This is a genomic window from Lactococcus sp. S-13 (genome assembly GCF_004210295.1).
GTDB lineage: Bacteria > Bacillota > Bacilli > Lactobacillales > Streptococcaceae > Lactococcus.
In genome coordinates this window covers 1594151-1606574 of record NZ_SDAK01000001.1, presented here as the reverse complement: position 1 = coordinate 1606574, position 12424 = coordinate 1594151, and the positions used below count along the sequence as shown (strand labels likewise).

At 39.9% G+C, this 12424-nt stretch carries 12 protein-coding genes; 7 read left to right on the top strand and 5 right to left on the bottom strand.

Translation table 11 applies throughout. The features are described 5' to 3' along the window. The 3 genes from EQJ87_RS07985 to EQJ87_RS07975 are packed head-to-tail and all read right to left on the bottom strand — an operon-like array spanning position 1 to position 1454. On the bottom strand, positions 1–549 hold the full coding sequence (locus EQJ87_RS07985) for a hypothetical protein (RefSeq protein ID WP_130124111.1): 549 nt from the start codon (positions 547–549) through the stop codon (positions 1–3). A 21-nt stretch (positions 550–570) separates the two neighbouring features. Continuing rightward, positions 571–1125, bottom strand: a complete 555-nt coding sequence (locus EQJ87_RS07980) for a DUF1129 domain-containing protein (protein ID WP_130124110.1) — start codon at positions 1123–1125, stop codon at positions 571–573. Next, complete coding sequence (locus EQJ87_RS07975; RefSeq protein WP_130124109.1) at positions 1122–1454, bottom strand: PadR family transcriptional regulator; 333 nt, start codon at positions 1452–1454, stop codon at positions 1122–1124. The genes EQJ87_RS07980 and EQJ87_RS07975 overlap by 4 nt, the downstream gene beginning before the upstream one ends. A 110-nt stretch (positions 1455–1564) precedes the next feature. On the opposite strand from EQJ87_RS07975, the gene EQJ87_RS07970 reads away from it, so the two are divergent. Further along, complete coding sequence (locus EQJ87_RS07970) at positions 1565–2296, top strand: pseudouridine synthase (protein ID WP_130124108.1); 732 nt, start codon at positions 1565–1567, stop codon at positions 2294–2296. A gap of 80 nt (positions 2297–2376) precedes the next feature. Here the strand turns inward: EQJ87_RS07970 and EQJ87_RS07965 are convergent, their stop codons facing one another. Next, entirely contained in the window at positions 2377–2991 is a 615-nt protein-coding gene (locus tag EQJ87_RS07965; RefSeq protein WP_130124107.1) for a TetR/AcrR family transcriptional regulator, read from the bottom strand. A 552-nt stretch (positions 2992–3543) separates the two neighbouring features. Here EQJ87_RS07965 and EQJ87_RS07960 point away from each other — a divergent pair. The 6 genes from EQJ87_RS07960 to rpiA all read left to right on the top strand — a co-directional run bounded on the left by EQJ87_RS07960 (position 3544) and on the right by rpiA (position 11668). Beyond that, complete coding sequence (locus EQJ87_RS07960) at positions 3544–7890, top strand: 2-hydroxyacyl-CoA dehydratase (RefSeq protein WP_130124106.1); 4347 nt, start codon at positions 3544–3546, stop codon at positions 7888–7890. A 216-nt stretch (positions 7891–8106) separates the two neighbouring features. Further along, the gene (locus EQJ87_RS07955; RefSeq protein WP_130124105.1) at positions 8107–8310 is read left to right on the top strand and encodes a hypothetical protein; all 204 of its coding nucleotides are present in this window, start codon (positions 8107–8109) and stop codon (positions 8308–8310) included. 45 nt (positions 8311–8355) lie between these two features. Then, a complete protein-coding gene (locus tag EQJ87_RS07950) occupies positions 8356–8793 on the top strand; it encodes a universal stress protein (protein ID WP_130124104.1) in 438 nt (145 codons plus the stop codon). Positions 8794–8849: 56 nt separating this feature from the next. After that, positions 8850–10070 (top strand): MFS transporter, encoded by a 1221-nt coding sequence (locus tag EQJ87_RS07945; protein WP_130124103.1) that lies wholly within the window; start codon positions 8850–8852, stop codon positions 10068–10070. A 112-nt stretch (positions 10071–10182) separates the two neighbouring features. Further along, complete coding sequence (locus EQJ87_RS07940; RefSeq protein ID WP_370449779.1) at positions 10183–10854, top strand: Crp/Fnr family transcriptional regulator; 672 nt, start codon at positions 10183–10185, stop codon at positions 10852–10854. 139 nt (positions 10855–10993) lie between these two features. After that, complete coding sequence (gene rpiA / locus EQJ87_RS07935) at positions 10994–11668, top strand: ribose-5-phosphate isomerase RpiA (protein WP_130124101.1); 675 nt, start codon at positions 10994–10996, stop codon at positions 11666–11668. Positions 11669–11734: 66 nt separating this feature from the next. On the opposite strand, the gene EQJ87_RS07930 is transcribed toward rpiA, so the two are convergent. Beyond that, a complete protein-coding gene (locus EQJ87_RS07930) occupies positions 11735–12196 on the bottom strand; it encodes an NUDIX hydrolase (protein WP_130124100.1) in 462 nt (153 codons plus the stop codon). Between the last annotated feature and the right edge of the window lie 228 nt (positions 12197–12424).

Genomic DNA, 12424 nt, shown 5'->3' with positions numbered 1-12424 from the left:
TTACCAACCAGATAAATGAAAGAGCAGTGAGTTGAGGGTCATGCAGATGACAAACCAGATTAAATAGAAAAAGTAGCGCCATTTTCTTCTGATTTTTTGCGGGTGGCGGTTAAAAATTTGAGGATTAAAATAATTGATGGCAGCAATGCCTACACCAAAAATCCAGAAGGTCAAATATTGCCAGTCTTTTTGTGTGATTGTGAAGAAAATGCCAACGAGTAAGGCAATAAAAATAATGATCAGTTGGACTTTTTGTACCCTTTTTGATGTATCTTTGACCATAGTGAGGGCAAGTTCATTTGCAGAAAGGCCAAAATGAGAGTGTGCGGAAATCCCATTTTGTTGAGCTTGCCAGATTTCATTCAAAATTTTTCGAGGAAGCTTATCGTGTTGCAGTCCTCTCTTGGTATTGCCAAAGGTCGCTTGGCTGGCATAAGAGCCGAGAAATTCTTGGTAGTAGCTTTTGTTTTCAGGACTAAGGGCATTCAGGTGGAAGTTGTCTGATTGAAAGGCTGCTTTTCTTTCTTTGCGGTTTTGAGAAATTTTCATAAGATTCCTTTCTAGCAATGATTATTTTTTACCAATTAAAAGATAAAGTCCACCGATAAGGAGGAGGACGACTAGAATCTGAATCGCAAAAGTAGTATTTCTCCTTACTTTTTGCGATTTTTCAATCAATAATCGGCTAATCCAAATCCGAAGAAAGCTGTTTACAAATGTTCCTAAGATAACAAAAAGGACAAAGCTCCAATAATCGCTTGATTTGAGGTTGCTTCTGAAAAGGAGCAAGCTTATTAAGCTAAAGGCAATGAAATTCAGAAGTCCAGAGATAATTATTGTTTTCCAGATGTTTTTATTAGGTAATTCTTTAACCATTTGTTCAGCTAATTCTTTGGCACTTATCCCAAAGAATTTTTCGGCGTTCAAATTATTTTTTTGCGCTTCAATAATATCGGAATAGATAGTGAGCTCACGGTCGTCTTTACACAATTCATCTGCTTTTTGTGTTGAAAATCGGATAAAATCGGTCAAGTATTTCTGGTTATCTTTATTGAGTTGGGAAAAAATAGATTTGTTTTCTTGGTGTTCTCTGATTCCATTTTTCAATTCACGATAAACTTTCATTTGGAAACCTCCTTGATGAGATTTTGCATAGCTTGCGTCAATGCTTGCCAGTCCGCTAAAAAGGTTTTGAGTCGATTTTGACCGGCGGTTGTGATGGTAAAATATTTACGTTTGGGGCCTTCTTGTGATTTTCGCATCTCACCTTGGATCATTTTTTCACGTTCTAATTTTTGTAAAATCGGATAAATCGTTCCTGCGGCAATGGAGAGAAAACCTAACTGCTCTAACTTTTCAGTAATTTCATAACCGTAGGTTTCACTCTGCGAAATGACAAGCAAAAGAGCACCGTCAAGGGGTCCTTTGAGCAATTGTGGACTTATTTCAGTCATTTAAAATACTTACCTCTCCACTACTATATAATGTCAACTAGCTGTTGTGACAAATATAGCACTAATATTCCGCAATGTCAACTCCTAAAATTTTTTGATATAATGAAATCATGAGATTAGACAAATTTTTAGCGCAAGCAGGACTTGGCAGCCGCAGTGAAGTCAAGGTTTTACTGAAAAAAGGGCGCGTGACGGTGGCTGGAACAGTCCAGCGTGACGGTCGTTTTCAGGTCGACAAAAATTCACGCGAAGTCGCTTTTGATGGGGAAGTTTTGAGCTATCAAGAGTTTTATTATTACTTGCTCAACAAGCCACAGGGTGTGGTTTCGGCGACTAAAGATAATCTTTTTAAGACAGTAGTGCAGCTTTTGGAGGACAAAGATTTTCGCAGCGATATTTTTCCTGTTGGAAGATTGGACAAAAACACCGAAGGTTTGCTCATTTTGACCAATGATGGAGCGCTCGGTCATGATTTGACCCAGCCAAAAAAACACGTTGAAAAAGAATATTTTGCTAAAATTGACGGTCAAGTAACGGCGGAAATCATTCGCCAATTTGCTGCAGGTTTGACCCTGAAAAATGGCGAAAAAGCCCGCCCAGGTGAACTTTTTGTGGAAAAAAGTTATGAAAGTGACAGCCAATCAGGCTGGGTGAGTGAAATTCGCGTCATTATCCATGAAGGAAAATTTCATCAAGTCAAAAGAATGTTTGAAGCTGTCGAGATGTACGTGCTCTACCTCAAGCGCATTCGCATGGGGGAGCTTGCACTGGATGAAACGCTGGAACTAGGGGCTTATCGCCCCTTGCATTTGTCAGAAATCGAAATGTTGAAAAAGCAGTGAGTCATTGATCAAAAAAAATCCCTTCGGGGATTTTTTATTTAGAGAAATTACTGACGAAAATTCCGTCAGCAAATTCTCTCTTAATTTTCGCGGTTAATATTGACCCCAAGCACGGTCAAATGACCATTGGAAATCAATTTGATAATCAAATGTGCATAATTTTTCGCAGACATTTTTTTAGAAGAAGTGACCCACCAATCGAGTGTTCCCACCAAAATGGAACTGATGTAAGCAATCACAAAATCATTTGGCACAATCACATCTTTTTCACGCACTTCAAGCTTGGTAAAGAGCTCTGTGTAGCGCTCAGACAAGATTTCCAAAAACCGATCCAGCAAATTTTGGTCGTGCGCTCGGTCGGTAATCACCTGCGCCACCTCTGGATTTTCACGCACAAAATCGTAAAAACGCGTCAGCACTCCTTCAATTTCCTTGACATGAAGGTTGTTGCCATCCACCAAATTTTGAGCATCCAAAATGTCTGTAAAATTCGCCAAAAACTGGTCAATCAAACTGTCATAAAGATCCTGTTTGTCCGCATAATGCGCATAAAAAGTCGCCCGATTGATCATCGCCGAATCGGCAATTTCTTGAATGGAAATCTTTTCAAAATTTTTCTTGCGTAGAAGGGCGAAAAAAGCTTGATTGATTAACTTTTTCGTTCGTTTGACACGCAAATCATCGGTTTTAACCATAGCATTATTCTTTTCTAATCTTGTGAAACTTGCCTGTGGCGCTTTACCAAATTTTACAACAGGCCTTTAGTACTATTATAGACGAAAAAAAGACTAAAGTCATTTGCGAATGAAGTCAAAACTATTTGTCATTTGATGTCAAACAACTTTAACATAATCAACAGCTCTCGGAAAACTGTCGTTTATGTGACAACCACGCCTTTTTTGCTGGTTGAAAATATTTTCAGACATGATAAAATAAACATAAGATAAGATAAGCAACATCCTGTCAGAAAACATTTTGGCAAAGCACCAAGAGCTGATAAAATAGAAAAAGACAGCATCAACGAGCTTTCCCCAATTTTGGCGTCCAAAAGATAAATTTGCTGCTAAACAAACTGCAAATTTGCCGAAAAAAAGGGTCAAATTCGTCAAAAATATGTCACTTATCATTCCGCAATTTTCGTCAGCAGAGAAATTACTGACGAAAATCATTTCATACTTTCCGTCAGCAAATTCTCTTGCTCGAGCGGACACAGCAGATTTTTCTCACATAACTAGGAGACATCTATCATGCCAAATTTTACATATAAAGCCGGTATCGACGTCGGTTCGACCACGGTCAAACTCGTCGTTTTTGATACTGAAAGTCTATCAGAGAACCCTTCACTCTCCGCAGACGAGCAGTCACCCCAGCTCATTTTTTCTCGTTACGAGCGCCATTTTTCCGATGTCAAAGCCGCCACAATCAAAGTTTTAAAAGACTTCATTGAAGAACATGGTAATCTCCCCTTGGCGCTTGCCATTACAGGTTCAGGCGGTATGGGACTTGCTGAAGTCATTGGCGTTCCGTTCGTTCAAGAAGTGATTGCAAGTAGCATCACCATTGAAAAATTTATCCCCCAAACCGACGTTATGATTGAGCTGGGTGGCGAAGATGCCAAGATGACATTCTTTGACAATGGCACCCAAGAATTGCGCATGAACGGCACTTGTGCTGGCGGGACAGGGGCATTCATTGACCAAATGGCTGCCCTCCTCAAAGTTGATGCTAACGGAGTTAACGAACTGGCCAAAGGCTATGAAAAACTCTATCCCATCGCCTCACGTTGTGGCGTATTTGCTAAGACCGACGTTCAACCCTTGCTCAATGAAGGCGTCCGCCGTGAAGACATTGCAGCCAGTATCTTCCAAGCCGTAGTCAATCAAACCATTGCTGGACTGGCATCAGGCCGTAAAGTCAAAGGGAACATCGCTTTTCTTGGAGGCCCGCTCTTTTTCATGAGCGAACTGCGCAAACGTTTCATCGAAACGCTCAATCTCACGCCAGAGCAAGTCATTTTTCCTGAAAATCCACAACTTTTTGTCGCAATGGGTGCTGCTCTCTACGACGAAACCACCCAAAAAACAGCAGCCGAATTGATTCATAGTCTTGAAAATGACCATTCTGATAGCCTCATTCCGCAAGACACCATGGATAAACTCTTTGAAAATCAAGCTGAACTTGACGAATTTCGTGCTCGTCATGCCAAAGCCACCGCTCATTATAAAAATTTAGCCGAACACTCTGGCGCAGCTTTTTTAGGCATAGATGCAGGTTCAACAACCACAAAAATTGTCCTCATTGATGATGAAGGAAATATTCTTTACGACCACTATGGCTCCAACAACGGTGAACCACTGGAGTCAGTCATTACTGTCCTCAAAGACCTTTATGGTAAAATGCCCGCAGAAGTCTACATCGCTAAATCAACCGTGACAGGTTACGGCGAACACTTGATTAAAGCAGGACTTCATGTGGACTACGGTGAAGTAGAAACAATGGCGCACTACAAAGCCGCTGATTATTTCAACCCAGGAGTTGATTTTATCCTTGATATTGGTGGGCAAGATATGAAAGCCATGCGGATAAACGATGGTGCGCTTAGCTCGATTTCCCTTAACGAAGCTTGCTCGTCAGGTTGCGGCTCTTTTATCGAAACTTTTGCCAATTCGCTCAAGCACGATGTCCGTGATTTTGCCAGCAAAGCCTTGCTTGCTGAACATCCAGTCAATCTTGGCTCGCGTTGTACCGTTTTTATGAATTCAAAAGTCAAGCAAGTTCAAAAAGAAGGTGCCACAGTAGGTGATATTTCTGCTGGCCTGTCTTATTCGGTCATCAAAAACGCCCTCTACAAAGTCATCAAAGTCAAACGTCCCGAAGAATTAGGTGAAAAAATCGTCGTTCAAGGTGGAACGTTCTACAACGAAGCCGTTTTGCGTGCCTTTGAAAAAATTTCTGAACGCCAAGTTGTCCGTCCTTCCATCGCAGGACTCATGGGCGCTTACGGCTGTGCTTTGATTTCTTTGGATAATGAAGAAGTCGGCAAATCCTCAGAATTACTCACTCTTGATGAGCTTGAAAGCTTTCAAACACACAAAGAATTTATGGTCTGTGGACTTTGTGAAAACAACTGTAAAATGACCTTAACAGTTTTCAATGACGGGAGTAAATTTGTCACAGGAAATCGCTGTGAACGTGGTGCAGAAAAAGCAACCAAGGTAAAAATCGATCGCCAAGATAAGAAAATAAACCTTGTTGATTACAAATACAAAAAACTTTTCCGTTACCACAGCTTATCCAAGAAAAAACAAACACAGGGCGAAATTGGTATTCCACGCGTACTTAATATGTACGAAAATTATCCCCTTTGGCACACCATGTTTACCGACCTTGGTTTTCGTGTTGTACTCAGTCCTCGCTCAGACAAGGAACTCTTTGAAGGAGGCATTGAAACCATTCCTTCCGACACCGTTTGTTATCCAGCAAAAATGGCGCACGGACATATCATGGCGCTGATTAAACAAGAAGTGCCTAACATTTTCTATCCAGCAGTTCTCTATGAACAAGAAGAACAAAAAAATGCTCAAAATCATTATAATTGTCCAATCGTTCAATCTTATCCAGAAGTCATCAAAAATAATATTGACGAAATTCGTGAAGGGCAAGTCAACTATCTACACCCTTACCTCAACCTTGCCAATCGCACAAGCGTAGTCAATAATATCTATAAAGCGCTGAAAGAACAAGGCTTTGAATTTGACAAAGCGAAGGTGGAGCAAGCCATCAATCATGGATTTGAAGAATTGGAAGCTTTCAAAAATGACCTTCGTGAAAAAGCTGAAGACCTGCTGGTTAAGATCAACCTGAATAAAGAAAAAGCGATTGTTTTAGCTGGTCGCCCCTATCATTTGGATCCTGAGATTAATCATGGTATCGCTGATATCATCACTCAAGAAGGATTTCATGTCCTGACCGAAGACTCTATTTCGCATCTTGAAGAAGTCAACGGGCTGCGCGTTGTTAACCAATGGGTTTACCACTCTCGCCTTTATGCAGCTGCTCAAGTTGTTTGTAAAAATAAAAATCTTGAACTCGTTCAGCTCAACAGTTTTGGTTGTGGACTCGATGCGGTGACAACCGACCAGGTAGAAGAAGTCATGCGCGCGCATAACAAACTCTATACCGTCCTCAAAATCGATGAAGGAAGTAATATGGGAGCGGTTCGTATTCGTTTGCGCAGTTTAAAAGCAGCTGTTTTAGAACGCACTCGTCACAATATCGAAGCAACCGATGGGGCTGAAATCAAAGAAATTGCACCGCAAGCACCGATTTTTGACAGTAAGACGATGAAAAAACATACCCTCTTAATGCCAATGCTTAGTCCAATTCATCAAGAAGGCTTGCTTGACACTGCCTTTGCAGCCTCAGGCTATCATGTGGTTTGTTTACCCGAGACGCAAAGCTCAGTCAACAACGGTCTAAAATTTGTTAATAATGACTCTTGTTACCCAGCCATTATTACCATTGGTCAGCTCATTGAAGCCCTCCAATCTGGTGAATACGATGTCAATAACACCTCGGTTATGATGACCCAGACTGGTGGAGGTTGCCGGGCAACAAACTATATTCCTCTCTTGCGAAAAGCGTTGGTTGATGCTGGCTTCCCTCAAGTACCAGTCGTTTCACTCTCTATGGGTAATCAAGGAACGGAAAAAGGCTTTAAGTTCACCGTACCGCTCTTGACACGTTTTATGATTGCCGTGCTTTATGGCGATTTGTTCGAGCGCGTGGTTTATCGGACACGTCCTTACGAGGCAATTGAAGGTTCAGTCAATGCTTTACACGCCAAATGGCTAGAAAAAGCACAGCATAATGTTAAAACAGCCTCAATTTTTGAATTTAACCGAAACATGAAACAAATTATTCGTGAATTTGATCAAATTCCTCTATTGAAGATTCAAAAACCCCGTGTTGGAGTCGTCGGTGAAATCCTTGTGAAATACAGCAAAACAGCCAATAACGATATTGTGTCAATCATCGAAGAAGAAGGAGGCGAAGCGGTTGTCCTTGACTTGATTGGCTTTATGAACTACAGCCTCTACAATCAAATCTGGAAAACAGACGAATTAGAATTTGCTAAGAAAAATAAACTCATGGCCAAAACACTCTTAGGCATCATCAACATGATGGAAAAACCGATGGATAAGGCCCTGCGTGCTTCAGAACGATTTGATGGCATTGAGAGTATTTATGAAATTGCGGCAAATACTGAAGAAATCATCTCCGTGGGCAATCATACGGGAGAAGGGTGGTTTTTAACTGGGGAGATGATTGAGCTTTTGCAAAAGAAAGTGATGAATATTGTCTGCCTTCAACCTTTTGGCTGCTTGCCTAACCATATTGTAGGTAAGGGAATGCTTAAAGAGTTGCGTCGTCAATATCCAGGAGCTAATTTAGCACCTATTGATTACGATCCAGGAGTTTCTGCGGTCAACCAGCTTAACCGCATTCGTTTGATGATGGCAACGGCCAAGAAACGCCAAAATAAAGAACAAGAAAGTATCGAAATCCTCCCTATGGGTGCGCACGGATACTGATAGTGAAAATGAAAAATACTGACTCAACAGGTCAGTATTTTTTAATTACATTAATAGTAACAAATGTTATCAAAAATTGTTATCAAAATTTGGTATCAAAAATTGTTAGCGCAAGACGTTGAACTTTTGTTTAGAATAAGTGAGTAAGTTTTAAACATTGGACAACAAAGACTTGCTGCCAATATCAAAAAATCTCAATCAGAAAGGAATTTCAAGATGAAATTCGAATTTAAAGGACTCTCTTCATACGAAGAAGACTCAATGCCTAATTATGTAGGTGACGTAAAAATCCGCAGTGTCGTTCAAGACTTTGCTGATATGGATGAAGCTATTGAGTATGTTTCTCATCAACACGGCTTTGTTAAAACAGAGGACGGCAAATTTGCTTTTGAAGTAAGAAATATTTCAGCAGTTGGCTAAGTCGGCACGAGGTTTCTCTTGTGCCTTTTATACAGGAACAAAATTATGGAAAATAAATATTCAAGAATCTTAGTCGGAATGGACGGTTCAGCGGAATCTCTCAAAGCGTTTGATGAAGCTGTTAGAATTGCAAAACGCAATGATGCCGAACTTATTTTGGCAAATGTCATTGAGCAACGTTCATTTTTAGCGGTCAATACTTATGATACGTTGGCGGAAGAACGCCATGAAAAAGGGACAAAGATACTGCTTAAACAATTTGCTGAAGAAGCCAAAGTTGCAGGAGTAGCTAAAGTTCGCACAGTGCTAGAGTACGGTTCACCAAAAATTATGATGGCAACAAAAATTCCTAAAGAAGAAAAAATAGATTTGATTGTCGTAGGTGCCACAGGAATTAGTTATATTGAACGTGTTATCGTTGGGTCAGTTGCTTCTTATATTGTCACTCATGCCGCTTGCAACACGCTTATTGTCAGAAAATAGTTGCTTAGACTACAAAAAAACGGCCCAGAGTCGTTAATATAGAAATGGAAAGAATCATGAAAAAAGAAAGTATCTTTACCCCTACTTTCATCATCAACACACTTATTAGTTTTTTATTTTATATCGTATTTTATGTTTTAACTTCATCAATTGGGACTTATGCGCTTCAACAATTACATCAATCTACCGTTGTCAGCCTTTCTTTATCAAGTGTCTTTGTTATTGGGGCTTTGATTGGTCGAGTATGGACAGGGATTAATATCACTAAGCTTGGAATGAAAAAACTGCTTTATATTGGCGGCTTAATCTTTCTTATTTTGACTTTGGGTTATTATGTGACGACTAATATCCCTTTACTTTTTATTATTCGAATTATTCAAGGGGCAGGATTTGGGATTGGTGCAACAGCATCAGGAACTATTGCGGGTCACGTTGTCCCAGCTTCACGTCGTGGTGAAGGAATTGGTTACTACGCTTTATCTGTTACTCTTGCTGCTGCGGTTGGACCAGCGCTCTCAATCATGATTTATTCATCGTTTGGTTTTGGATCGCTTTTGGGATTAGCACTTATTTTATTGGTCTTGACTTTCGTGATGATTTTCTTTGTTCGTGTGAAAGAATTTTCAGCAGAAGAACGGGCAACTGCGCTGGCTCATCAGCCTAAAGGAATCGAACGCTACATCGAAAAATCAGCCCTTCCAATCTCAATCATTGCTTTTCTGGCGGGCTTTATCGACTCTGCTATCTTGACAGGAATGGGTTCATTCTCAACGGATCTTAATATTCCACTGGCTGGTTCACTTTTCTTCACAATGTATGCTATTTTTATCTTCCTTTCACGTCCGTTTACAGGTCGTTTGTTTGATACCAAAGGGGATAACTGGATTTTTAATCCAACATTTGTCTTCTTTGCTGTGGCGATGTTGCTTGTTGGGATTGCTGGCTTCTTCAACTCAGGAACTGGCTTTGTTGTTTTATTGATTGCTGGTGGTGCTTTTGGACTTGGCTATGGTGGCGTTGCTCCATTTGGGCAAGCTGTGGCTATTCGGGATTCAAGTAAAGACCGGATTGGTGTGGCGACTTCAACATTCTTTGGTTTCCTTGACCTTGGTGTTGGTGGCGGACCGATTGTTTTGGGAGCGATTATCCCAATGCTTGGTAAAGGAATGCTTGGTTTCCGTAACCTCTATCTTTATAGTGCTCCAGCGGTCATTGTTGTGTGGATTATTTATTACTTGATTCATGGGAAATATCAAAAAATGAGTACAAAAGTTTAAAAAAAATGGTATATCTGCTCAGAGGATGTTATAATGAAAGATAGCTTTCATCTTTATCATGAAGGCAAAGAAAATGAAATATAAATTTTAGTAAGTGATGAATTATAGCAAAATGAAAGAAATGGCAAACGCGAATATTGACTATTTGATAGAAATCCTTGAAAAAAATCATGTGAGTGTCGTAACGCGTAAGAAACATAGTTATATCATGTATCAAGGAATTGAATCTGAATATATCTATGTTCTTAAAGAGGGCGTTGCAAAGATTAGCAATATTTTGAGAGATGGCCGTGAGTTTAATATCGCTTATGTTGCAGAACCTGATTTTGTGTCGCTCCTAGAAGAAAAACAAAATGATGGGATTTCAGCCCTATTTAATGTCAGAATTGAAACAGATACGGCGAGTTTTTACAAAATTTCACGTAATGATTTTTGGACTTGGGTAAAAAATGATTTAAGTTTATTCAAGGTCGTCGATGATTTTTATAAGCGAAGATTAGCGCTCAATCTTGAAATTCTTCAAAAAATGACAATCAATGGGAAAAAGGGAGCGGTTTGCGCTTGTATTAACACACTGATTGACGATTTTGGTATTCGTAAAAAAGAAGGAATTTTAATTGATTTTCCAGTGACGAATGAAGATATAGCAGGTTTTTGTGGTATCTCAACTCGAAATAGTGTCAATCGGATTCTTCACGATTTGAAAGAAGAACAGGTGATTGATGTGGTGGACAATAAAATCATGGTTTATAATCCACAATACCTGGAAGATTACGTCAGTTAATCGTGGCAAAATAAAAAAAGGAGCAGTTTCATGCTCCTTTTTTACTTTCGTAATTCTCGTTTGAATGGCTTGCATTCTCTTAGCCAAAATCCTAAGGAATTTTGCTATAATAAGAGCAAGATTCACGCGAGGAGAAAAAATGGAAAATCTGAAAAAACAAGTTGGAATAAAAGCGGCTGAATTTGTGAAATCAGGAATGATTGTTGGCTTGGGAACGGGTTCAACGGCTGCTTTTTTTGTCGAAGAACTTGGGCGCAGGGTTCGTGAAGAAAAACTAGAAATTATTGGAGTGACAACTTCAAATGTGACCAGCGAGCAGGCTAAGGCTTTGGGAATTCCATTACGCTCGATTGACGAGGTAGACCATGTTGATTTGACTGTGGATGGAGCTGACGAAATTGACGCCCAGTTGAATGGGATTAAAGGGGGCGGTGCCGCATTACTGATGGAAAAAATTGTGGCGACCTATTCAAAAGATTATATCTGGATTGTTGATGAGAGTAAATTATCCGAAAAGCTTGGTTCTTTCATGGTGCCTGTGGAAGTGATTCCCTATGGAGCGGAACAAATTTTTCGTAAGTTTGAGGCGGCGGGATATGCTCCGACTTGGCGCCTGACGGATACCGCAGAGAAATTACTGACGGATATGCATCATTGGATTATTGACCTTCACATCAGTAAAATCTCTGAGCCAGAGGAACTTGCAAGAACGCTTGATTTGACCGTTGGTGTGGTCGAACATGGTCTTTTTAATAATATGGTAAAAAAAGTTATTGTTGCTGGTGCTGACGGAATCAAAATAATCGAAAAATAATTTCGTCAGTAAATTGGACAGAAAAAAAGCAGTCAGAAATACTGACGGCTTTAGGTAAGATCATTGTCAGTCCATTGATGATGATTTTTGCTTTTTCAACCATGCACGGAGGCCCCATTGATGTGAGCCGCGTTTGAGTTTAGCTAGGGCTTCATCGGGGCTGCACCAGAAGATATTATTGAAATCTTCCAAAGGAGCGGAGTCAAAGTGGACATCAGTGATTTCATAAATATAAGCAGGATTATAAAAATATTTATCCCGATGCGAGCTATAAAAGTATTCATCAGCCTGTCCCAAAAAATCACCAATTTGAGCAGTTGCTCCCAGCTCTTCAATGAGTTCACGTTTGAGGGCGACTTCATGATTTTCGCCAACTTCAATCTCACCACCAGGTAGCAAAAAAGCGCCGTTTGGTGCTTGTACCAAGCAAACCTCGGTCAAACTTTTTGCCACAATAGCATACACACCATATCTTGCTTGATAATTTTTTCCTTCGATTTTTTCACCAAAAACGGGAATATCAGTCATAAAAAAAGTTCCTCCTCATTTCGTCAGTAAAAAAGGAGCCAAAAAATCCACTGATACTGACGAAAATCGCTTACAAAAATTTCTTATCACTATTCTATCAAAATTCTGTCAAATTTGATAAAATAAGGTACGAGTACGAAGAGTTTATCACATGATTTATTGGAAAATTTCATATTTATAATGAATAAAGTAAGACTGCTCTTGTGATAAGTCAAAAGACTGCAGACA

Coding starts and splice junctions, on each gene's coding strand:
- EQJ87_RS07985 (WP_130124111.1), bottom strand. CDS start 549: ATGAAAATTTCTCAAAACCGCAAAGAAAGAAAAGCAGCCTTTCAATCA.
- EQJ87_RS07980 (WP_130124110.1), bottom strand. CDS start 1,125: ATGAAAGTTTATCGTGAATTGAAAAATGGAATCAGAGAACACCAAGAA.
- EQJ87_RS07975 (WP_130124109.1), bottom strand. CDS start 1,454: ATGACTGAAATAAGTCCACAATTGCTCAAAGGACCCCTTGACGGTGCT.
- EQJ87_RS07970 (WP_130124108.1), top strand. CDS start 1,565: ATGAGATTAGACAAATTTTTAGCGCAAGCAGGACTTGGCAGCCGCAGT.
- EQJ87_RS07965 (WP_130124107.1), bottom strand. CDS start 2,991: ATGGTTAAAACCGATGATTTGCGTGTCAAACGAACGAAAAAGTTAATC.
- EQJ87_RS07960 (WP_130124106.1), top strand. CDS start 3,544: ATGCCAAATTTTACATATAAAGCCGGTATCGACGTCGGTTCGACCACG.
- EQJ87_RS07955 (WP_130124105.1), top strand. CDS start 8,107: ATGAAATTCGAATTTAAAGGACTCTCTTCATACGAAGAAGACTCAATG.
- EQJ87_RS07950 (WP_130124104.1), top strand. CDS start 8,356: ATGGAAAATAAATATTCAAGAATCTTAGTCGGAATGGACGGTTCAGCG.
- EQJ87_RS07945 (WP_130124103.1), top strand. CDS start 8,850: ATGAAAAAAGAAAGTATCTTTACCCCTACTTTCATCATCAACACACTT.
- EQJ87_RS07940 (WP_370449779.1), top strand. CDS start 10,183: ATGAAAGAAATGGCAAACGCGAATATTGACTATTTGATAGAAATCCTT.
- rpiA (WP_130124101.1), top strand. CDS start 10,994: ATGGAAAATCTGAAAAAACAAGTTGGAATAAAAGCGGCTGAATTTGTG.
- EQJ87_RS07930 (WP_130124100.1), bottom strand. CDS start 12,196: ATGACTGATATTCCCGTTTTTGGTGAAAAAATCGAAGGAAAAAATTAT.